A 19,638-nucleotide genomic window follows, 5' to 3' on the forward strand; every position below is an offset into this window, starting at 1 on the left:
GACATACGGATAACGAATCCTGGTGGGGGAGTAGGTGTACCAAGAGAACGCGGCGCCGCGGGGGCAGCCGCGCGGCTCATACTCGGGCTTGTCCGGGCCGGTGCTGGGGTAGTCGGTCTGCTGCGCCTCCCAGGTGATGACGCCGTCCTTGACATAGACCTTCCACGAGCACGAGCCCGTGCAGTTGACGCCGTGCGTCGAGCGGACCACCTTGTCGTGGGCCCAGCGATCCCGATAGAAGGCGTCGCCTTGGCGGCCACCCTTGGCATACATCGAACGCTTATCGGGGGACACCTCGGCCTTGGTGAAGAAGCGACGAGTGCCGACGAGGGCCTCGGCGAGGGGGGAGTCCATGCCGGTGTCAGTCATCCTGCTTCTCCTGGGGAGGACGTGGCGCCGACGGCGGGTCCGCCGGGCCGAAAGGGGTGGTTCGCCGCACATGAGCGAGGCAGATATCGTTGTCGTAGAACGGAATCAGCTCGACGTCCGTGTCGGGCTCACCAAGTTGATGCATGGTCCCGGCGATCAGGCCGCGGTGGATGCCGCAGACGACCTCGGTGTTCTCGCGCGCCAGCGCGCGGAACGGGCAGTGGGGGAGGTCGATGCGCGCCGTGCGGCCGCGCTCGGAGGTGGCGAGTTCGGGCGTGTAGCCCCAGTCCTCCAGCACATCGAGCAGCCCGCCCACTTTGCCGAGCCACTCGCCCGGGGTGCGCGCGGCGGGGGCGTCGCTCTCCGGAACGTGGTTCTCGGCCCAGACAAAACCGGCCTCGTCCGGGCTGACCAGGCGTTGTTGGCGACGCGTTGTGGTGAACGTCTCGGCTAGGAGTCCGGTCAGCAGCCGGACCGCGCCGGCGACGTCCGTGGTCTCCTCGACCTCGTCGGGGACGGAATAGACCTTGCGTGGCCGACCGGCGCCCGGGTGCTTGTGGGCCGACCCGACCAGCACCCCGGCCGACTCCAGCTGGTCGAGGTGGAAGCGGACGGTCGTCACGTGCAGGCTGACCGCCTTGGCAAGTTGGGCTGCCGTGAGGCCCTCGGAGCCGAGCGCGTCCGCGCCGATGTCGTCGGCGCCACGGCGCTGGGCTTCGCGGATCAACTCGACGATCCGCCGACGGATCGGCGACGCCAACAGCACGGTGGCCGTGTCGTCGTTGACCCTGGGCATGGCTCGCCTCCATCTGCGTCGTTGCCAGTGCTCCGATTCCGTTTTATTCAATCACACGGGTGTCGCGCGTGTCACTAAGGGTCGCCTAGCTAGGCAATAGGCGCGGACTGAGCGTAGCGTCGCGCTGCTTAATAAAGCTGACCGCGTTCCTCTAAACCGGGTTCCTCTAAGGAGCGAAAGTGTCCCGTTCCGGGTCCACCACCGGCGCCACCCGCGTCCTGATCATGTCCACGACTGCGTTCACTCTGATGTTCGCAGTCTGGCTGATGTTCGGCATCCTCGGGGTGCCGATTCAGAAGGAGTTGAAGCTCAGCGATCCTGAGCTCGCCTGGCTCTCCGCCGTCGCCGTCCTCAACGGCTCCCTGTGGCGGTTGCCCGCCGGGATGCTGACCGATCGCATCGGCGGTCGCAAGGTGACGATCGCGATGCTGCTCCTCACCGCGATCCCGTGTTTCTTCCTCACCCAGGCGCAGGGGTATGGCGCTCTGCTCGCCCTCGCCTTCCTCGTCGGCTTCGCCGGCAACCTCTTCAGCGTCGGCGTCGCGTGGAACTCAGCGTGGACCCCGAAGGAGCACCAGGGCTTTGCCCTTGGCGTCTTCGGCGCCGGCAATGTCGGTGCGTCCGTCACCAAGCTGCTCCTCGTGCTCTTCCCCGCGATCATCGCTGGGACTGCTGGCCACGTTTACTTCGGCGTCTTCAAGGGCGGCTGGCGGATCTTCCCGGCCATCTATGCCGTGGCCCTAGTGCTGATGGCGATCGCCGTCTTCGTGATCGTGCCGCGGCGTGACCAGGTAGCTGGTGCTGGCAAGCCGATCGGCGAGATGCTGGCCCCGCTGAAGCAGGTGCGAGTCTGGCGGTTCAGCCTCTACTACGCCGCAGTGTTCGGTGCCTACGTCGCCCTGTCCGCCTGGTTGCCGCACTACTACGTCGAGAACTTCGACATCGAGTTGCGCACTGCCGCGCTGCTCACCGCGACCTTCATCTTCCCGGCCTCCCTGCTGCGGCCGGTCGGCGGCTGGTTCTCCGACCGCTTCGGCGCCCGGCGCGTCATGTATTGGACCTTCGCCCTGATGATGCTCAGCACGGGCTTCTTGATGATGCCCAACGGGCACATCACCATCAGCCACGCCGATGGGCACGAGAGCCAGCACCTCGCCTACCACCTCGGTCTGCCGGCCTTCGTCGTCCTCGTCTTCCTGCTTGGCTGCGCGATGGGCATCGGCAAGGCGGCGGTCTACAAGCACATCCCCGAATACTTCCCCGACAACGTCGGCTCCGTCGGCGGGCTCGTCGGAATGTTCGGTGGCCTCGGCGGCTTCGTGCTGCCTCCCCTGTTCGCCTACACCAAGGAGTGGAGCGGTTTCCCGACGAGCACATTCTTCGTGCTCTTCGTCCTCACTGTGATCTGCGCCTTGTGGATGCACTGGACCGTTGTCAGGATGCTGCACCAGCAGACTCCTGAACTTGCCCGTCACCTTGAGAGCCCGACCGCCAACTGAGGCGAGCGGCCCCCCGCACTCCCGGCACGGCATACGAAACCCGTGCACGGCATACGAAATCGAAAGAAAGAGACACCCGAATGAGCACCGCACCGGCCCGCAGCGGCGGGGAATGGCTGCAGTCCTGGGATCCTGAGAATGAGGAGACCTGGGATTCTGGCCTGGCCTGGCGAACCCTGTGGATCACGACGTTCTGCCTGACCCTCGCCTTCATCGCCTGGTTCCTGCCCAGCGCGATCATTCCGAAGCTCAACGCCCTCGGCTACACGTGGACCAAGAGCCAGCTCTACTGGATGGCCGCCATGCCCGGCCTCGCGGCCGGTCTGTTCCGGCTGGTCTGGATGGTGCTGCCGCCCATCATGGGCACCCGCAAGATGGTCGCCCTGAGCACCCTGCTGCTGACCGCCTCCACACTCGGCTGGGGCGTGCGCGTGCAGCAGCCGACTGCTCCCTACTGGGAGTTGATGGTGCTGGCCTTCCTCGCCGGCATCGGCGGTGGTGTCTTCTCCGGCTTCATGCCCTCGACCTCCTTCTTCTTCCCCCGGCGGATGCAGGGGACAGCGCTCGGTCTGCAGGCCGGGCTCGGCAACTTCGGGGTCTCGGTTGTCCAGTTGCTGACGCCCTATCTGATCGCGATGTCCGGCCTGGCGATCTTCGGCGGCTCGCAGATCCTCAAGACCCCTGGCAAGCCCAACAAGGAAGTGTTCTACCAGAACGCATCCTTCATCTGGATCCCGCTGATGATCATCGGCGGTCTGCTCGCCTGGTCGATGCTGAAGTCGGTGCCGATCAAGGCCAACATTCGCCAGCAGTTCGACATCTTCAGCAATCAGGACACCTGGTGGATGACGCTGGTCTACATCATGACCTTCGGCACGTTCTCCGGCCTGGCCGCGCAGTTCGGTCTGCTGATGTCCAACCTCTATGGCGCGGGCAATGACAAGGTCGTCTCGGGTGCCGGCGCTGCGGCGAAGGTCCTCATCGAGGGGTATGCCGTGCCCGACCCGGTGAAGTACGTCTTCCTCGGCCCACTCATCGGCGCTGGCGCTCGGGTCGTCTTCTCGCCGCTGACCGACCGGATGGGCGGGGCCAAGTGGTCACTCGTCTCCGGTCTTGGCCTGATCGCCTCGATCATCTATACGATCCCCGCGCTGACCCCGGACTACTCCTCGGCCGCCGCGCTCAAGGGCGACTTCAGCCAGTTCCTGTGGGGCATGCTCGCGATCTTCCTCTTCTCCGGCATCGGTAATGCCTCGACCTTCAAGCAGATGCCGATGATTTTCGAGAAGCGGCAGGCCGGTGGCGTCATCGGCTGGACCGCCGCGATCGCCGCCTTCGGCCCGTTCTTCTTCGGTGTCGGCGTGAACCTGCTCGGCCCGACGGCGTTCTACTGGATTGGTGTCGCCTGGGCGATCATGTGTACCGCCATTGTCTGGATGCGGTATGCCCGTCCGGGGGCTCCGAAGCCCAGCTGACCCGGGCTGTGCTCGTCAGCCGAAGATCGAGATGGTCTGGCGGGAGATCGCGACCGGGTCGCCGGCGGCGGTGAAGATCGAGGCGTGCGTATGGGCGTACCCGTCGTGCGCGGCGTCCGTCACCACCTCATACCACCAGTGTTGATCGGGGGCGCCGGTCGGCTCCGTCAACATCTCCACCGTCCACGAGAGGGTGCTCATGGCAGTGGGCTTGGTCAGCAGCGCCCCGGCCGCCGGTGGCCAGCCGTCGACGAGGCAGAGGAAGTGCGGCAGGGTCATCGCCGCCGGTGCTTGGCGATAGCGCATGAACCCGGTCAGGTCGCCGGAGTCGCTGCCCGAGAAGGGCATCCCGCCGGTAGCCGGGGTCAACTCGATCTGAGCCAGGAACTCGGGGGTGAGGCCCGGGAGGTAGGGCACGGCATACAAACGAGACAGGTCGGCGATAGGGCCCGGGCCCGGGGCGGCGACCTCGACGGTGGAGGCGCGGGGAGCGCCATACGAGGAGAGTTGGAGGGTGCGCACGCTGTCCTGGCCGGTCCGCTCGTCGACCTGCCACAGCCGGACCTCGGTCTGCGTGGCGGACGAACCCTGGCGCAGCAGCACGGTTTCCAGGCGAGCCGGGCCGGGGGTGACCGGGGCGACGAAGGAGGTCGTGGTGGCGCGCAGGGTGGCCGGGTCGAGGCTCCACTCGCCGAGGCTCCTTGCTTGCAGGAGGCCACCCAGCAACCCGCCGAAGGTGGCCCGTCCCTGCCCCCACCCGGCTGGGATCTCGACTTCACCACTCTCGGTTGCGGCGTCGAAAAGCTCATCCATGGGGTGGGTCGTCGTCACGCGCAGACTCTAATGCGCGGTGCCGCGGGCGGCGCTGCGGGGACGTGACGCGGGCCATGCCCACAGCGGGGGATCGGGTCCCGGGCCAGGTGACATGATCGCCCGTATGCCGCAGCTGCACCGAGACGGGCCCGTCTGGATCATCGATTTTGGCGCCGACGAGAACCGCTACTCCCCGGACTTCCTCGACCAGGTCGAGGTCTTCCTCGACGAACTGGTGGCCGATCGCGAGCCAGCGGCGCTGGTGACCACGGCCACCGGCAAGTTCTTCTCCAACGGCCTGGACTTGGCGTGGGTGCAGGCGCACCCGGAGCAGTTCTTGACCTATGTGCACCGGGTGGAGCGGTTGCTGGCGCGCTTGCTGACGCTGCCGGTGCCGACGGTCGCGGCGATCAACGGGCACGCTTTCGGGGCGGGGGCGTTGGTGGCGCTCTGCCACGACTACCGGCTGATGCGCGACGACCGCGGCTTCTTCTGTCTGCCCGAGGTCGACATTCGCATTCCGTTCAGCTTGGGTATGAGCGCGCTCGTGCAGAGCAAGCTGACGCCGCGCTCGGCTGTGGACGCCATGACCACCGGCCGTCGGTATGGCGGTGCCGACGCGCTCGCGGCCGGGGTAGTCGACGCCGTCCATAGCGAGGACGAATTGCTGCCGGCGGCCATCGCGCTCGCGACCAGCCTCGCCGGCAAGGACCGGATGACGCTCGGGACCATCAAGGAGCGGATGTTCGCGCACGTCACGGCACCCCTGCTCCAGGGTGCGGCTGGCTAGCCTGGCAGGAGGCGCCGCCGACGGATCGGTGGCGGAAAGGCCACGGAAATGACAGCACACGAGACCGTCTACCGGATCGAACACGACTCTCTCGGCGAGGTCTCGGTGCCTGCCACGGCCTTGTGGGGTGCGCAGACGCAGCGGGCGGTGGCGAACTTCCCGATCTCGGGCGTCGGGGTGCCGCCGCCGGTCATTCACGCGCTCGCGAGGATCAAAGCCGCTGCGTCCCAGGTGAATACGGATCTAGGGGTGATCAGCACGGCCCAGGGCGCGGCGATCGTCGCCGCGGCGACCGAGGTGGCGCTGGGGCAGCATGACAACGCCTTCCCGATTGATGTCTTCCAGACGGGCTCGGGCACCAGCACGAACATGAACGTCAACGAGGTGATCGCGCGGCTGGCGTCGCTGGCGGGGACCCCCGTGCATCCGAACGATCACGTCAACGCCGCCCAATCCTCCAACGACACCTTCCCGTCGGCGATCAACGTCGCGGCGGCGACGACGGTGCATCAGGAGTTGCTGCCGGCGCTCGCGGTGTTGGAAAAGGCGTTGGGGGAGAAGGCGGTTGAGTTCGCCGGTCTCGTGAAGGCCGGGCGCACCCACCTCATGGATGCGACTCCCGTCACGCTCGGTCAGGAATTCGGGGGGTATGCCGCGACCCTCACCCTCGCGCAGGAGCGCCTGGCCGCGGTGCTCCCGCGGGTGCAGGAGTTGCCGCTCGGTGGGACGGCCGTCGGGACGGGGATCAACGCGCCGCGGGGCTTCGCGGGGCGGGTCATCGCGATCCTCGCCCGGGACTCCGGCATCGCCTTCCACGAGGCGCGTGATCACTTCGAGGCGCAGGGGACGCGGGATTCCCTCGTGGAGTTGAGCGGGGTGCTGCGCACGATCGCGGTCGGGTTGACGAAGATCTGCAACGACCTGCGCTGGCTCGCCTCCGGGCCGATGGCCGGGCTTGCCGAGATTCATCTGCCCGACTTGCAGCCGGGCTCCAGCATCATGCCGGGCAAGGTGAATCCCGTTGTCCCCGAGGCGACTTTGCAGGTGTGTGCGCAGGTGATCGGCAACGATGCGACGGTTGCGTGGGCCGGCGCCGCCGGCAACTTCGAGCTCAACGTCATGCTCCCGGTCATCGCCCGCAACCTGCTGGAGTCGGTCGCGCTGCTGGCCGCGGCGTCCCGGCTGTTGGCGACGCGATGCATCCCCGGGATCACCGCTGATGCCGCCCGGATGCAGCGGTATGCCGCGTCCTCCCCGGCCATCGTCACTCCCCTCAACGGCCTCATCGGCTACGAGGCCGCCGCGACGATCGCCAAGCACGCGCTGGCGCACGGTATGACGATCCGCGAGGCCACACTGGATCTCGGGTTTGTGGCGGACGGGCGGCTCACGGAGGCGCAACTCGACCAAGCCCTGGACCTGTCGTCGATGACAGGCCAGTCGTCGACGGGCCGGTCGTCATCGTTGCGCAGCGACGGGTGAGTGATCAGGCCCGGGTTTGTGCGGACTGGTCAAGGAGGGTGTTCAGGAGGGCGGCGCCGGTCCGCGCGTCCGGAACGGTGATCGTGAAGTCGTTGCCGTCACGTCGCGAAATCCGTAGCCCCGGGCCGGCCGCGACGATGACCGCCACTCCTTGCCCGGAGATCCGGTACCCCCAGCCGCCGTAGCGCATCGGCTCGACGTCGACCTCACGGGCGGAAGTGATGCGCGACAACGGGATTCGCCGGCCCAGAAAGCCCATCCGCCAGGCCAGGCCGCGTTCGTCCACCGTTGCCCGGACCGGCGCGAGGCCGGCCAGAAGGGCACCGAGCACGATCAGAATGACCGCGGGGATGACGTCGGGCTGGACCACCGCCAAGACGACCCCGACGGCAACGGCGACCAACCCCGCGAACAGCACGACCTTGGAGGTGGCCTGGCTCGTCCATACGGCCCGCTCGCCGGGACGCAGCGTCAGGCGAGGCTGGTCATCCGGGAGCGGAGGGGCCGCGGCTCCCGGCGGCGTGAAGCGGTAGGCGAGCGCCGCAATCGCGACGCCGATGGCGGTCCCGGGCAGGAGCATCAGCATGCTGAAGCGGGCCTCATGAGCGTCCGCGAGGGCGAGTTGGACGTGGGCCGAGAGCACCGTGAGGGCGGCGAGGAAGGCGGCCGTGCCGGCGGCCAACCCGGCGCCCAGGCGACCCATGCTGCCGCGCTTGTCGACAGAGAACGCCGCCAAGAGGACTGCGGGGACGATGAGCGTCATGAGGAGGCTGGTCACGAGATTGGTCGAGCGGCTCATGAATCCGTCGGCCTGACCGCCGACGCCGAAGTGGGTGGCCATCGGCTCGGGAAGCCGGTCGCGCCACGCGAGCAGCGTGCCGACCGAGACGACGACGCACGCCAGGATGATCGCGGCGGGAAGGGCCAGGCGGCGCACACGCCCGGTGGGCGCGGTGGTCTGGGTCATGAGTTCGCTCCTTCGTCCAGAGCTTCGTGAATTTGATTGAGGCTGAGTCCGTTTCGGCGCCCCGCCGCCAGCAACTGGGCCGCCGCCTCGCGGATCTCGAGCCGGCCCGGGGGAGCGTCCACGACGACGGCACCCCGCCCGCGACGGAGGTGGATGACCCCGTCGTCGCGGAGCGCGGCATACGACCGAAGAACGGTGTGCATGTTGATGCCGAGCGATGCCGCCAACTCGCGCGCGGCGGGGAGGCGATCGCCGGGGGCGATCTCGCCGGCGGCGAGGCCACCGCGGATCGCCTGCGCGAGTTGGTCGAACAGCGGCGTCGGTGACGTCGGGTCGATCCGGAGCAGCATACGATCACTCTAGTTGTTCTAGTGCAACTAGAACAAGTCTCGTTGGTCACATAGGGGTAGCGGGAGCGTGCGCAGGGGCGGCACAGTGGCGCGAGCGCCGACGTCGGCGCGATAGGTTCGCCGTAGTTCCCACCCGCCGAGAGGATCCGCCGTGCGCATCGTGGTGCCCAAGGAGTCGCGTGCCGGGGAGACGCGCGTTGCCGCGACCCCGAAGACGGTCGAGGCGTTGCGCGCGCTCGGATACGAGGTCGCGGTGGAGACACGCGCGGGGCTGCGGGCGAGCTTCGACGACGAGTCGTATGCCGCGGCCGGCGCCGAGATCGTCGAGCCGGGCGAGGCGTTCTCCGGCGACGTCGTCCTGAAGATCAATGCGCCGAATGCGGCCGAGCGGATGCGCCTGCAACCGGGGCAATACCTCGCGAGCTTGATGGCGCCAGCGCTGAATCCCGACCTGGTCACGGCCTTGTCGGAGCGCGGCGTCACGGCGTTGGCGATGGATGCCGTCCCGCGCATCTCCCGCGCGCAGGCGTTGGATGTGCTCTCGTCGATGGCCAATATCGGTGGCTACCGCGCGGTGATCGAGGCCGCCCACGAGTTCGGGTCGTTCTTCACCGGGCAGGTCACGGCCGCAGGAAAAGTCCCGCCGGCGAAGGTGCTCGTCATCGGGGCCGGGGTCGCCGGGCTCGCCGCGATCGGCACCGCCAACAGCCTCGGGGCGATCGTGCGGGCGTTCGACGCGCGCCAGGAAGTGGCCGATCAGGTCGAGTCGATGGGCGGGGAGTTCCTGCGGATCGACATCGAAGACACCGGGCCCTCCGCCGACGGCTACGCCAAGGAGACGACGGACGACTTCAACGCCAAGGCCGCCGCGCTGTATGCCGCGCAGGCCCGCGACGTCGACATCATCATCACCACCGCGCTCATCCCCGGGAAGCCCGCGCCTCGGCTGATCACCGAAGAGATGGTTGCCTCGATGAAGCCCGGCTCCGTGGTCGTCGACATGGCCGCGGCCAATGGGGGCAATGTCGCCGGCTCGCGGCCGGACGAGCGGGTGGTGACCGAGCACGGGGTGAAGATCCTCGGCTACACGGATCTGCCGGGGCGGTTGCCCACCCAGGCGTCGCAACTCTTCGGGACGAACCTCGTCAACCTGATGAAGCTGCTCACCCCCGGCAAGGACGGCGAGGTCGTCCTCGATCTCGACGACGTCGTGCAACGGGGTATGACCGTGTCCCGCGCCGGTGAGGTGCTGTGGCCGCCGCCGCCCGTCCAGGTATCGGCCGCACCCGTTGCTTCGCCGACCACGGCGGTCGTGGCGAAGCCGGTTGTGCAGCCGATGGCCGCGAGCACGAAGCTCGCACTGATCGGGGCGGGCAGTGCGCTTTTCCTGCTGATGGCCGCGTTCTCGCCGCCGGCCTTCCTCGGCCACTTCATGGTGTTCATGCTGTCGGTCGTGATCGGCTTCTATGTGATCGGCAACGTGCACCACGCGCTGCATACGCCGCTGATGTCGGTGACCAATGCGATCAGCGGCATCATCGTCGTCGGGGCGCTGCTTCAGGTGGGCCATGCCGGGAAGTTGTGGGTGAGCATCCTGGCGTTCATCGGCATTCTGGTGGCCAGCATCAATGTCTTCGGCGGATTCACCGTGACCGGACGAATGCTCGAGATGTTCAAGCGTGAGGAGCCGGCCCGATGACGCCGTCGTATGCCCTGGTCCAGGGCGCCTATATCGTCGCGGGCTTGCTGTTCATCCTGGCGCTGTCCGGGCTGTCGCGACATGAGACGGCGCGCCTCGGCAACCGCTTCGGCGTCATCGGGATGGCGATCGCCCTGGTGGCGACCATCTGGGCCGCGACGGCCGGGGTGTCTTTTGAAGGCCTGTCGACAGAAGGAACCGGGCTGCGCGGCCTGGCCTTCATCGTCCCGGCCATGGCCATCGGTGCCGCGATCGGGATCTGGCGGGCGCGGTCGGTCGAGATGACCGGCATGCCCGAGCTCATCGCGATGCTGCACAGTTTCGTCGGTGCCGCCGCCGTGCTCGTGGGGTGGAACTCCTCATACGAGAACTCGCCGTATCCCAAGGTCCACGCGGTCGAGGTCTTCGTCGGCGTCTTTATCGGGGCCGTCACGTTGACCGGCTCGATCGTGGCCTACCTGAAGCTCGCCGCCAAGATGAAGAGCGCGCCCCTGATGCTCCCGGGGCGCAATGTGTTGAACCTCGGCGCGATCGGGGTGTTCGTCGTGATGACGGTCGCCTATGTCGCGACGCCAGAGAGCAGCACCTTCCTGCGGCAACTGATGCTGGGCATCGTCACCGTCCTGGCGCTTGCCCTCGGCTGGCACCTGGTCGCCTCGATCGGCGGCGGCGACATGCCCGTGGTGGTATCGATGCTCAACAGCTACTCGGGCTGGGCCGCCGCCGCTGCCGGGTTCCTGCTGAGCAACGACCTGCTGATCATCACCGGTGCGCTGGTCGGCTCCTCCGGTGCCTACCTGTCCTACATCATGTGCAAGGCGATGAACCGCTCGTTCATCTCGGTGATCGCGGGCGGGTTCGGCGTCGAGGGCGGCACCACCGCCGGGGACATTGAGTATGGCGAGCACCGCGAGATCCAGGCCGCCGGCGCCGCCGCGCTGCTGAAGTCTGCCCGATCCGTCCTGATCACCCCCGGCTACGGGATGGCGACCGCCCAAGCCCAGTACGCGGTCGCGGACCTGACCCGACGCCTACGGGAGAAGGGAGTGGACGTGCGCTTCGGCATACATCCCGTGGCGGGACGCCTCCCCGGCCACATGAATGTGCTGCTGGCCGAGGCGAAGGTCCCCTATGACATCGTCCTGGAGATGGACGAGGTCAACGACGACTTCCCCGACACCGATGTGGTGCTGGTGATCGGCGCCAACGACACGGTGAACCCCGCGGCCATCGACGAGCCTGGCTCGCCCATTGCCGGTATGCCCGTGCTGCACGTCTGGGAGGCCAAGGACGTGATCGTGTTCAAGCGGTCGATGGCCACGGGCTACGCCGGCGTCCAGAACCCGCTGTTCTTCAAGGACAACACCCAGATGCTCTTCGGCGACGCCCGTTCCCGCGTCGAGGACATCCTCGCCGCGCTCTAGCCGCGTTCACATCACCCCCTCACGACCACATCACCCCTTCCCGTTCACGTCACCCCCGGTAGCGGGTGATGTGAACGGAAAGGGGTGATGTGAACGAGGAGGTATGACGTGAGCGGGCGCTCCGGGTCAGGTCGAGGTCATCGAGGGGTAGCCGGAGTCCTCGGGGGAGCGGCCGGCGAGGCGGGAGCGCTTGTAGCCGTACAGGAAGTAGATCAGGAAGCCCAGGCCCATCCAGATCAGGAAGCGGACCCAGGTCTCCAGCGGCAAGGTCAGCGCCAGGTAGGCGCAGATCGCGGCGGAGAGCCAGGGCAGCCACGGGTTGAACGGCACCTTGAACGGACGGTTGAAGTCCGGGCGACGCTTGCGCAGCACCGGCACGGCGAGCGAGACCAGGAAGAACGCGGTCAGCGTGCCGATGTTGATCATGTACTCCAACTTGCCGATCGGAGTCAGGGCCGCGGTGAGGGCCACGATCGTGCCGACGGCGACGGTGATCCGCGCGGGGGTGCCGGTCTTGGGGTTGGTCTTGCCCCACGACGACGGCAGCAGCCAGTCGCGCGACATCGCGAAGATCACGCGCGAGGTGCCGATCAGCAGCGTCATGACGACGGTGGTCAGACCGGCCACAGCGCCGGCGGCGATCAGCGTCGCATACCCCGGCTTGCCCACATCAACGAAGACCTTGGCCAGCGACGCCTCGGCGGAGAGATCCTTGTAGGACACCATGCCCGTCATGACCAGCGCGGTCGCGCAGTAGAGAATGGTGCAGATCACCAGTGAGCCGATGATGCCGCGCGGCAGGTCGCGGGCCGGGTTCTTGGCTTCCTCCGCGGTCGTGGCGACCACGTCGAAGCCGATATAGGCGAAGAACACCAGCGATGCACCGGCCAGGATGCCGCCGACGCCGAAGGCCGAGGGCTCCATTCCGAAGATGGTTTGCAGCAGCGGCGCAGTCCAGACCGTGTGCGTGTCGGCGGTCGCGGTCGACGCCGGGATGAACGGCGTGTAGTTGGCCGTGTTGACATAGCCGAGGCCGGCGATGATCACGAACAGCACGATGAAGACCTTGAGCGCGACCAGGGCCATGTTGACCCGCATCGACTCCTTGATGCCGACCGTCACGAGCACGGTCAGCACCACGACCAGCAGGAACGCCGGGAGGTCGAAGTGCGAGCCGTAGGCGATCGACTCCGGAATGGTGATCCCGAGGCGGTCGAGGAAGACCCCCAGATAGGCCGACCAGCCCTGCGCCACCACCGACGCCCCGAGCATCAACTCCAGCAGCAAGTCCCAGCCGATGATCCAGGCGACCAACTCACCTAGGGAGGCATACGAGAAGGTGTATGCCGATCCGCTCACCGGGATCGACGACGCGAACTCGGCGTAGCAGAGGGCGGCGAGCCCGCAGCATACGGCCGCGACGATGAACGACAGAATGATCGCCGGACCGGCGAGCGTCGCCGCCGCGCGACCCGCGACGGTGAAGATGCCCGCGCCGATCACGACACCGACACCGAAGACGGTGAGGTCGAGGGCGGTCAGTCGCTTCTTGAGCTGGTACTCCGGTTCGTCGCCTTCGCGAATCGTCTGCTCGATGGACTTCGTCCGCATCACGCTCATGGCTGCTCCTCTCCTGGTGTGGGGTATTTCGGGGTGATCTTGCCCTCTGGCCGCCTGACCGGGGGGAACTCGTCGGTATCTGGACCGGGGCCGACGTCACGGCTTCCGGCGGCGCGGTGCACGGGCTTGGTGGGATCACCCATCGGCACCGGTCGTCTGGGCTTGTCCGTTCCGTGCGCGCGTTTGCGCACCTTGCGGCCGACCAGTGCCGCACCTCCCGGCCGTGGGTTGTGCGCAACGACGATCTGTCCGCTCGTCAACGCGTTGAGGCGGCGGAACGTCTGGCTGGGGTAGCGGACATACTCGATCTTGTTGAGTGCCTGGTCTTGGCCGGCGCTCTCGATCATGATCGTTCCGTAGTTGCAGATGCGCCCGATCAGGGACCGACGCAGCGATAAGTCGGTGACTTTGCCGCGGCGCATCACGGGCGTGCGCTTGGCAATGAGCCCCTCGATCTTGAGGATGCGTTGATCGGTCGCGACGAAGGTCTCGTGCCGGCGCTCTGCCTCCTCCCAGGCCAGCCAGGCCAGGGACAGCACCAAGGCGATGAGCAACAGCCCGCTCGGCAGTTCACCATCCGCGATAGTGGTGAGTACGACGGCGCCGATGAGCAAGCTGAGAGCGACCGGCTTCCACAGGCAGGCGGGGTGGCGGGGAACGTTGAGATAGAGCTCTTCGCCGGCAACGAGGGTGCGTTCGAGCTCAGCCGACGCCTCTCGAATGAGCGGATACTCGATCCACCCCGAGACCTGCGGCGGCTCCGACATGTCGGACTAGGCGCGGTTGAGCAGCGCGTCGAAGAAGCGAGCGATATTGGAGATCGCCTTGGCGATCAGGTCCCAGGCGCGTCCGACGATGTCGGCGGCGTCGCGGGGGTTTGTGAAGATCGCGTACAGCAGGAAGATCACGATCAGCCACAGAACGATCTTCTTGATCGGGGGCATCGACACCTGTTCCTCCTGGTGAAGCCCCGGTCAACGGGGACAACTGTCACGGCTCGGCAGTCTCAGGCGCGGGCGCGCCTTTGGGGTCAGTGTGCCCCATGTTACGCGCGTGACAGAAATAGACTGTTCAATTCGTTATATCAAAGGGCGCGTTAGGTGACCCCGCGATGGTGTCCGACGACTCTCCGGTCAGACTCAGACTGCTATTGAGGCAGAGGTCAGACGACGCCATACAGCCGATCGCCGGCGTCGCCGAGGCCCGGCACGATGTAGCCGTGCTCGTTGAGCCGCTCGTCGATCGAGCCCGTCACAAGCGTGATCGGCGGCGCGACATCGGCGAGCTGCTCCTGCATGAACGCGATCCCCTCGGGCGCCGCCAGCAGGGTCACGGCGGTGATGTCCTTGGCGCCGCGCTCGACCAGGAAGCGGATCGCGTCGACCATCGAGCCGCCAGTCGCCAGCATCGGGTCGAGCACGAAGACCTGCCGATTGGTCAGGTCGTCGGGCAGGCGGTTGGCATAGGTCGTCGCCTCCAGCGTGACCTCGTTGCGCTGCATCCCCAAGAAGCCGACCTCGGCGCTGGGGAGCATGCGCACCATACCCTCGAGCATGCCGAGACCCGCCCGCAGGATCGGCACGACTAGCGGCTTCGGGTTGGACAGCTTGATCCCGGTCGTCCGGGCGACGGGGGTGTCGATCTCGAACGGCTCGATGCGGACTTCGCGCGTCGCCTCGTAGGCGAGCAGCGTCATGAGTTCCTCGGCCAGCCGGCGAAAGGTGGGGCTGTCCGTGCGCTTGTCGCGCAGATAGGTCAGCTTGTGCTGGATCAACGGGTGGTCGGCCGTCAGGACGCGCATAAGGGAAACTTACCGGGTGCCCACCGACCCTGCGTATGCCGCGTGGATGGGCCACGCGCTCACCGCGGCCCGCGCCGCACTCACCACGGCGGATGTGCCGGTCGGGGCCGTCGTCGTCTCACCGGAGGGGCGGGTGATCGGCACCGGGTGGAACGCCCGCGAGGCTGAGGGGGACCCGACCGCGCACGCCGAGGTGGTGGCGCTGCGGGAGGCGGCGCGGCATACGGGGGAATGGCGGTTGAGCGGCGCCACCTTGGTGGTGACCCTGGAACCGTGCGCCATGTGCGCCGGGGCGTTGATGCTGGCCCGCATCGAGCGGGTGGTGTTCGGGGCGTGGGATGCCAAGGCGGGAGCGTGCGGATCGGTGTGGGACATCCCGCGCGACCGGCGCGCGACGCACCGCTGCGAGATCGTCGGTGGGGTTCGCGAGGACGAGTGCGCCGGCCTGCTCCTCGATTTCTTCGCCGATCACAGGCTCTAGTAGTCTGCTCCGCGGTGGCGTGTCCGAGCGGCCTAAGGAGCGCGCCTCGAAAGCGCGTGTGGGGGTGACTCCACCCAGGGTTCGAATCCCTGCGCCACCGCCAGACGACTGAGGGCGGACCCGATCGGGTCCGCCCTCAGTCGCGTCCGGGACCTAATCAGAAACCCGAGCGATCCTGGATGGTGCCGCCGCTACCGAGCGGACCGGTCCGGGTGAACGACTGGAACCACGTGCCCTGGCTGGTCAGCGTCCCGGTGTCGCCCTCGCTCAGCAGTCCGTATTGCTGGCCTTCGAGGGGGAACTCTTCGCGGGCGCCGCCGGGGAACTCGAAGGTCGCGAAATAGGACGTGCGGGTCGAGTTCTCGTTGCCGGTGACTCCGGCCCGCTTGGAGACGACCCGGGCGGGGCGGTTGAGCTGCGGGCTGGCGGCATTCGCGCGCTGCACCGCGCGGTTGCGACTGGACTGCCGCACGATCGCGGACAGGACCACGACGAAGACGCACGCGATGATGCCGAGCATCAGAACGAAGAAGATGGCAAAGGCCTTGGGCATGACGACGTCGAACTCTCCAGGCGAGGCAGCAGGGCAGGCTCGATCCTGTCACGGAGCGGCCACGTCCTCCGCGTTCGGGCGCGCGGTGCTACATAGTCGACATGGACTTGAGCCCATCGCTGCCGGAACTGCTGGATCGAATCCGTGGCCTGCGGGCCGCCCCGGGCGAGCGCCTGGTCATCGGCATCGTCGGTGTGCCGGGCGCGGGCAAGTCGACCCTCGCCGCCGCGCTCGTGGCCGGGCTGCGCGCCGACGGCGCCACGCGCGCGGTCCAGGTACCGATGGACGGTTTCCATCTCGCGGACGTGCAGTTGAATCGCCTCGGCCTGCGGCACGTCAAGGGCGCGCCGCCCACCTTCGACGGCGATGGGTATGCCGCGCTCCTCAGCCGGCTCCGTCACGACCGGACCCGCCCGGTCTATGCCCCGAACTTCGAGCGCGACCTGGAGCAGCCCCTGGCCGGGGCGATCGTCGTGGAACCCGAGGACGACATCATCATCACGGAGGGCAATTACCTTCTCCTGCAGGACGATCCGTGGCCGTCGACGCGCTCGGAATGCCACGACGTGTGGTTCGTCGATGTCGCCGACGACGTCCGGCTCCCCCGCCTGATCGCCCGGCACGTTCAGTTCGGCAAGACGCCGGACGAGGCACACGAGTGGGTCATGCGCAATGACGAGGCCAATACGGCCGTGGTCAAGGCCAGCGCGGCGGGCGCCGATCTCACGGTGACGATGGGCTAGCCGGTGACGATGGGCTGACCGGCCCCGCGCCACGCTCGGCGAGGTGGCGGGAAACGTTGGCGCGGTGCACGGCATACCGGCCGCTGTCCGGATCCCAATGTCGGTATGCCGCGGCCACGGCCCACCCGGTCGGCCCGAGTTCCGTCGTGGTGCCGGGAGCGGGGGCCGGTGTGGTCACGACGGCGACGCCCAGGCGGTGCGCTTCGGTTCGGATCAGTTCGGCGAGCTCCGGTGCAGCGGCGGGCGGAATGCGGTGTCTCGCAGCGGGATACGCGGCCATGGCCCGCCGCACCAGGCGTCGGCGGGAGCTGAGGGATGGGGCTAGGGTCGGGTCGGCGATGATGCGCTCGGGCGTGACGCCGAGCGCCTCGGCCGCCGCGGTCAGCTCCGCCACGACTGCGGCGGCGAGGTTGCTGGGGTTGAGCGGGTCGCGGACTTCGTCGTTGACGACCTCGCGTTGGGGCGCGGTCGCGGCGCAGGACAGGTGGACCAGCCGCAGGTCGGGGTGGCGCGATTCGAGGAGCGGGCCATAGGCGATGAGTTCGTCGCCGGGCCGGACGACATACCAGACTTCGCCGCCCCCCAGCCCTCGTCGGACGGTGTTGCCGAGGCAGAGAGCGGTGCGCCCGCCGCGGCGGCGCAGGCGCTGCAGCAGCCCACCGGGAGCCGGTGCCGCTGGTGTTGTTGCCGGTTCTTTTGTCGCTGCTGTTGTCAGCGGGCTGGTCGGTGTTGCGACCGGGGTCGGGGGTGAGGCAGGTGGCGTCGGGCTCGCGCTCGCCACCTCGCGCTCCACGCGCAGGCGATAACTGGACGTGAACCGGTCGGTCCACTCGAACTTCCACGGGTAGCGCCCGGCGCCGAAGTCGAATACATCAACCTCGCCGGCGGCGAGGACGTGGCCGAGGATGTCGTATTGCAGCACCTTGCCGAGCCGGTAGTCCCGCAGGTCAGGGTGGTAGGTGCTGGTCCAGGACAGCAGGGTTCGCCCGTGCCGGAAGGCGGATCGGGCCGCGACCAACTCACCGTCCGGGCGCTCGTAGCCGAAGGTCACGACTGCTCCAGGCGTCGCGAAGATCCCGCGATAGTGCGCGAGCCGCTGAGCGCTCTCGAACCACGAATGCCGCTCGGTCCGGCCCTGATCGGCGATCAGGTGGTCTTTCTCGCGCTGGTGCAGTCGGCCCAGCCGGTCGAGCATGTCGACGTCGTCGCCCGCGCGCACGACAAAACGCACGTCGTGGTCTCGCAGCAGCCGTCCGCGGTATTTCCGGGTCTTGTCCGGCACCCGGCCCGCCGCCTCGAAGGCCGCCAAGCCGGCCACACCGGCGAGGTCGATCCACGGGTGCTCCACCCGGTGGGTCAGGTGCGGATTCCACCGGTCGGTCGCGAGCGCGGTCGCCGCGAGAGCCGAACCTGCCCGGAGGTTGTCGAGCGAGAGGATGTCCCACGAGGGGTCGGCGTCGAGCGCGGCGAGGAGGGCGCGGCATACGGTCCGAGGATTGAGACATGGGTCGAGGATGGCGCCCATCCAGTCGCCGTGGGAGGCGAAGCGGAGCTGCGTCCGCGGCTGGCGACGCACCGAGATCCGTTGCCGCGCAAGGGGAAGGATGCCGACGACGGCGCCATTGTGGCGCGCGACCACCACTTCCAGGTCGTATGCCGCGTCCTCCCCGAACGCGGCCCACCACGCCCGCACGACGGGGAACCGCGTGTAGAACTCCGCTCCCGGATCGGCGGCGTCGAGCCGGGTCCAGTCGGCGCTCAGGGCGTCGAGGGCGGCAGTGTCACGAACTATGTCGACGTCCACGCGCGAGCCTCCTCACCCAGGTCGGGGTCAGCGGAAGTTCGATCGTGCGGCCGAGCCGGGGGAGGTGCACGAGTTGGCTGCGCGGGACGAAACCGAGTGCCCGATAGGAGGCGATCGAGGCGGCGTTGGTGTTGGCGATCGTCGTGACCGCCCGCGCCGCGCCGGACGCTCGGGCGAGTTCCAGTCGGCGCGCGATCGTGAAGCCGTGGACGCCGCGGCGACGCTGGCGCGGGACGGTGGCATCGTCATACAAGAAGACGTCGTCGGGACGCAGTCGCAGGGTGTGGCCGATGCGGGAATTGGGGCCGCTACCGCGCAGGAGATGGCACCAGCCCAGCCAGTCGCCGTCCGCGTCGCGCACGAGCCAGCCCTGCTCGTCGGTGCCGACGCGGCCGAGGAGCACACCGAGTTTGCGCTCGGTCATGGCCTTGGGCTCAGAGGCTCGGAACGCGTGGAGCGAGGCGGGGTCGGCGGGGACGAGTTCGTAGGTGCGGGCCGGATCGACCTGCGGGAGAGGCGAATCGAGGTCGCGGACGAAGGTGGTGAGGCGTTCGACGCGCGACACGCGGGCGGCCATGATCCTTAGATCCCCCTTCTTCGGCAGACGAATTCCTAGCCTAACCAGCGTGACCTCGCCTTCTGTGGACCTGCCGCCCGTGCTGGCGTTGGTGCCGCATCAAGATGACGAGTTGCTGATCATGGGGGCGGCGCTGCGCAATGCGATCGCGTCGGGGCGCGGGGTGCAGCTGGTGCTCTTCGGGCTCGGCGACGGCACGATCGTGCGCACGCGGGACATGCCGCGGCTGCTGGGCTACGAGCCGACGGGGGCCGAGATCGGGGCGGTGCGCGATCGCGAGTTCACCGCGTGCGCCGAGCGGCTGGGGCTCAGCGCGAGCGCGGTCGCGATGGCCGAGCCGCGGCAACACGAAAAGGTCTTCGACCCGGCCGTCACCCGCCGCACCATCCAGTCGT

General features: G+C 68.0%; 21 protein-coding genes and 1 tRNA gene. 10 read left to right on the forward strand and 12 right to left on the reverse strand.

Translation table 11 applies throughout. From position 1 onward, the window contains the following. Both BN13_RS16770 and BN13_RS16775 read right to left on the reverse strand, forming a co-directional pair. Positions 1–369 (reverse strand): hypothetical protein (locus tag BN13_RS16770; RefSeq protein ID WP_048548329.1); only part of this gene is annotated, 369 nt, incomplete at its 3' end. Then, positions 362–1,165 (reverse strand): helix-turn-helix transcriptional regulator, encoded by an 804-nt coding sequence (locus BN13_RS16775; protein ID WP_048548330.1) that lies wholly within the window; start codon positions 1,163–1,165, stop codon positions 362–364. The genes BN13_RS16770 and BN13_RS16775, both read right to left, overlap by 8 nt. Before the next feature lie 179 nt (positions 1,166–1,344). Between BN13_RS16775 and BN13_RS16780 the strand changes: the two genes are divergently transcribed. Next, the gene (locus BN13_RS16780; protein WP_048548331.1) at positions 1,345–2,664 is read left to right on the forward strand and encodes an MFS transporter; all 1,320 of its coding nucleotides are present in this window, start codon (positions 1,345–1,347) and stop codon (positions 2,662–2,664) included. A gap of 80 nt (positions 2,665–2,744) precedes the next feature. Continuing rightward, the gene (locus BN13_RS16785; RefSeq protein ID WP_048548332.1) at positions 2,745–4,139 is read left to right on the forward strand and encodes an MFS transporter; all 1,395 of its coding nucleotides are present in this window, start codon (positions 2,745–2,747) and stop codon (positions 4,137–4,139) included. A 15-nt stretch (positions 4,140–4,154) separates the two neighbouring features. Here the strand turns inward: BN13_RS16785 and BN13_RS16790 are convergent, their stop codons facing one another. Beyond that, positions 4,155–4,970 carry a thioesterase family protein gene (locus tag BN13_RS16790; protein ID WP_157038649.1) on the reverse strand — a complete coding sequence of 272 codons (816 nt, stop codon included), beginning with the start codon at positions 4,968–4,970 and terminating at the stop codon, positions 4,155–4,157. A gap of 106 nt (positions 4,971–5,076) precedes the next feature. Between BN13_RS16790 and BN13_RS16795 the strand changes: the two genes are divergently transcribed. Both BN13_RS16795 and BN13_RS16800 read left to right on the forward strand, forming a co-directional pair. Continuing rightward, positions 5,077–5,742 carry an enoyl-CoA hydratase-related protein gene (locus BN13_RS16795; RefSeq protein ID WP_048548334.1) on the forward strand — a complete coding sequence of 222 codons (666 nt, stop codon included), beginning with the start codon at positions 5,077–5,079 and terminating at the stop codon, positions 5,740–5,742. 48 nt (positions 5,743–5,790) lie between these two features. Next, positions 5,791–7,224, forward strand: coding sequence for a class II fumarate hydratase (locus BN13_RS16800; RefSeq protein ID WP_048548335.1), 1,434 nt, complete (start codon positions 5,791–5,793; stop codon positions 7,222–7,224). A 4-nt stretch (positions 7,225–7,228) separates the two neighbouring features. Here BN13_RS16800 and BN13_RS16805 read toward each other — a convergent pair whose 3' ends face one another. Beyond that, the gene (locus tag BN13_RS16805) at positions 7,229–8,191 is read right to left on the reverse strand and encodes a DUF1648 domain-containing protein (RefSeq protein ID WP_048548336.1); all 963 of its coding nucleotides are present in this window, start codon (positions 8,189–8,191) and stop codon (positions 7,229–7,231) included. Further along, entirely contained in the window at positions 8,188–8,541 is a 354-nt protein-coding gene (locus tag BN13_RS16810; protein ID WP_048548338.1) for a GntR family transcriptional regulator, read from the reverse strand. Before BN13_RS16810 ends, BN13_RS16805 begins: the two co-directional genes overlap by 4 nt. A gap of 151 nt (positions 8,542–8,692) precedes the next feature. On the opposite strand from BN13_RS16810, the gene BN13_RS16815 reads away from it, so the two are divergent. Together BN13_RS16815 and pntB are read left to right on the forward strand one after the other, a co-directional pair. Further along, complete coding sequence (locus tag BN13_RS16815) at positions 8,693–10,240, forward strand: Re/Si-specific NAD(P)(+) transhydrogenase subunit alpha (protein WP_048548339.1); 1,548 nt, start codon at positions 8,693–8,695, stop codon at positions 10,238–10,240. After that, positions 10,237–11,664, forward strand: a complete 1,428-nt coding sequence (gene pntB, locus BN13_RS16820; RefSeq protein ID WP_048548340.1) for a Re/Si-specific NAD(P)(+) transhydrogenase subunit beta — start codon at positions 10,237–10,239, stop codon at positions 11,662–11,664. The genes BN13_RS16815 and pntB overlap by 4 nt, the downstream gene beginning before the upstream one ends. 126 nt (positions 11,665–11,790) lie before the next feature. On the opposite strand, the gene BN13_RS16825 is transcribed toward pntB, so the two are convergent. The 4 genes from BN13_RS16825 to upp all read right to left on the reverse strand — a co-directional run bounded on the left by BN13_RS16825 (position 11,791) and on the right by upp (position 15,085). Next, on the reverse strand, positions 11,791–13,284 hold the full coding sequence (locus tag BN13_RS16825; RefSeq protein ID WP_048548342.1) for an APC family permease: 1,494 nt from the start codon (positions 13,282–13,284) through the stop codon (positions 11,791–11,793). Next, positions 13,281–14,051: a PH domain-containing protein gene (locus tag BN13_RS16830; RefSeq protein WP_048548343.1), complete on the reverse strand. Its 771-nt coding sequence runs from the start codon at positions 14,049–14,051 to the stop codon at positions 13,281–13,283. Before BN13_RS16830 ends, BN13_RS16825 begins: the two co-directional genes overlap by 4 nt. A 6-nt stretch (positions 14,052–14,057) precedes the next feature. Continuing rightward, positions 14,058–14,234, reverse strand: coding sequence for a hypothetical protein (locus BN13_RS20100; RefSeq protein ID WP_201329184.1), 177 nt, complete (start codon positions 14,232–14,234; stop codon positions 14,058–14,060). A gap of 212 nt (positions 14,235–14,446) precedes the next feature. Continuing rightward, positions 14,447–15,085 (reverse strand): uracil phosphoribosyltransferase, encoded by a 639-nt coding sequence (gene upp, locus BN13_RS16835; RefSeq protein ID WP_048548346.1) that lies wholly within the window; start codon positions 15,083–15,085, stop codon positions 14,447–14,449. Between the two features lie 46 nt (positions 15,086–15,131). Here upp and tadA point away from each other — a divergent pair, with 46 nt between their 5' ends. Both tadA and BN13_RS16845 read left to right on the forward strand, forming a co-directional pair. Further along, positions 15,132–15,566 (forward strand): tRNA adenosine(34) deaminase TadA, encoded by a 435-nt coding sequence (gene tadA / locus BN13_RS16840; RefSeq protein WP_048549351.1) that lies wholly within the window; start codon positions 15,132–15,134, stop codon positions 15,564–15,566. A gap of 13 nt (positions 15,567–15,579) precedes the next feature. Continuing rightward, positions 15,580–15,669: transfer RNA gene (locus tag BN13_RS16845), tRNA-Ser, on the forward strand. A 54-nt stretch (positions 15,670–15,723) separates the two neighbouring features. On the opposite strand, the gene BN13_RS16850 is transcribed toward BN13_RS16845, so the two are convergent. Further along, positions 15,724–16,119, reverse strand: coding sequence for a DUF2500 domain-containing protein (locus BN13_RS16850; protein WP_053079839.1), 396 nt, complete (start codon positions 16,117–16,119; stop codon positions 15,724–15,726). A gap of 101 nt (positions 16,120–16,220) precedes the next feature. Here BN13_RS16850 and BN13_RS16855 point away from each other — a divergent pair, with 101 nt between their 5' ends. Beyond that, a complete protein-coding gene (locus BN13_RS16855; RefSeq protein WP_048548347.1) occupies positions 16,221–16,862 on the forward strand; it encodes a nucleoside/nucleotide kinase family protein in 642 nt (213 codons plus the stop codon). Here BN13_RS16855 and BN13_RS16860 read toward each other — a convergent pair. Then, positions 16,843–18,666 carry a GNAT family N-acetyltransferase gene (locus BN13_RS16860; RefSeq protein WP_048548349.1) on the reverse strand — a complete coding sequence of 608 codons (1,824 nt, stop codon included), beginning with the start codon at positions 18,664–18,666 and terminating at the stop codon, positions 16,843–16,845. The two genes, BN13_RS16855 and BN13_RS16860, sit on opposite strands and share 20 nt — an antisense overlap. Then, positions 18,644–19,243, reverse strand: coding sequence for a GNAT family N-acetyltransferase (locus tag BN13_RS16865; RefSeq protein WP_048548350.1), 600 nt, complete (start codon positions 19,241–19,243; stop codon positions 18,644–18,646). Before BN13_RS16865 ends, BN13_RS16860 begins: the two co-directional genes overlap by 23 nt. 49 nt (positions 19,244–19,292) lie before the next feature. Here BN13_RS16865 and BN13_RS16870 point away from each other — a divergent pair. Next, on the forward strand, positions 19,293–19,638 hold a 346-nt coding region (locus tag BN13_RS16870), incomplete at its 3' end, for a PIG-L family deacetylase (protein WP_201329109.1).

The organism is Nostocoides jenkinsii Ben 74 (genome assembly GCF_001046875.1).
Classification (GTDB): domain Bacteria; phylum Actinomycetota; class Actinomycetes; order Actinomycetales; family Dermatophilaceae; genus Nostocoides_A; species Nostocoides_A jenkinsii.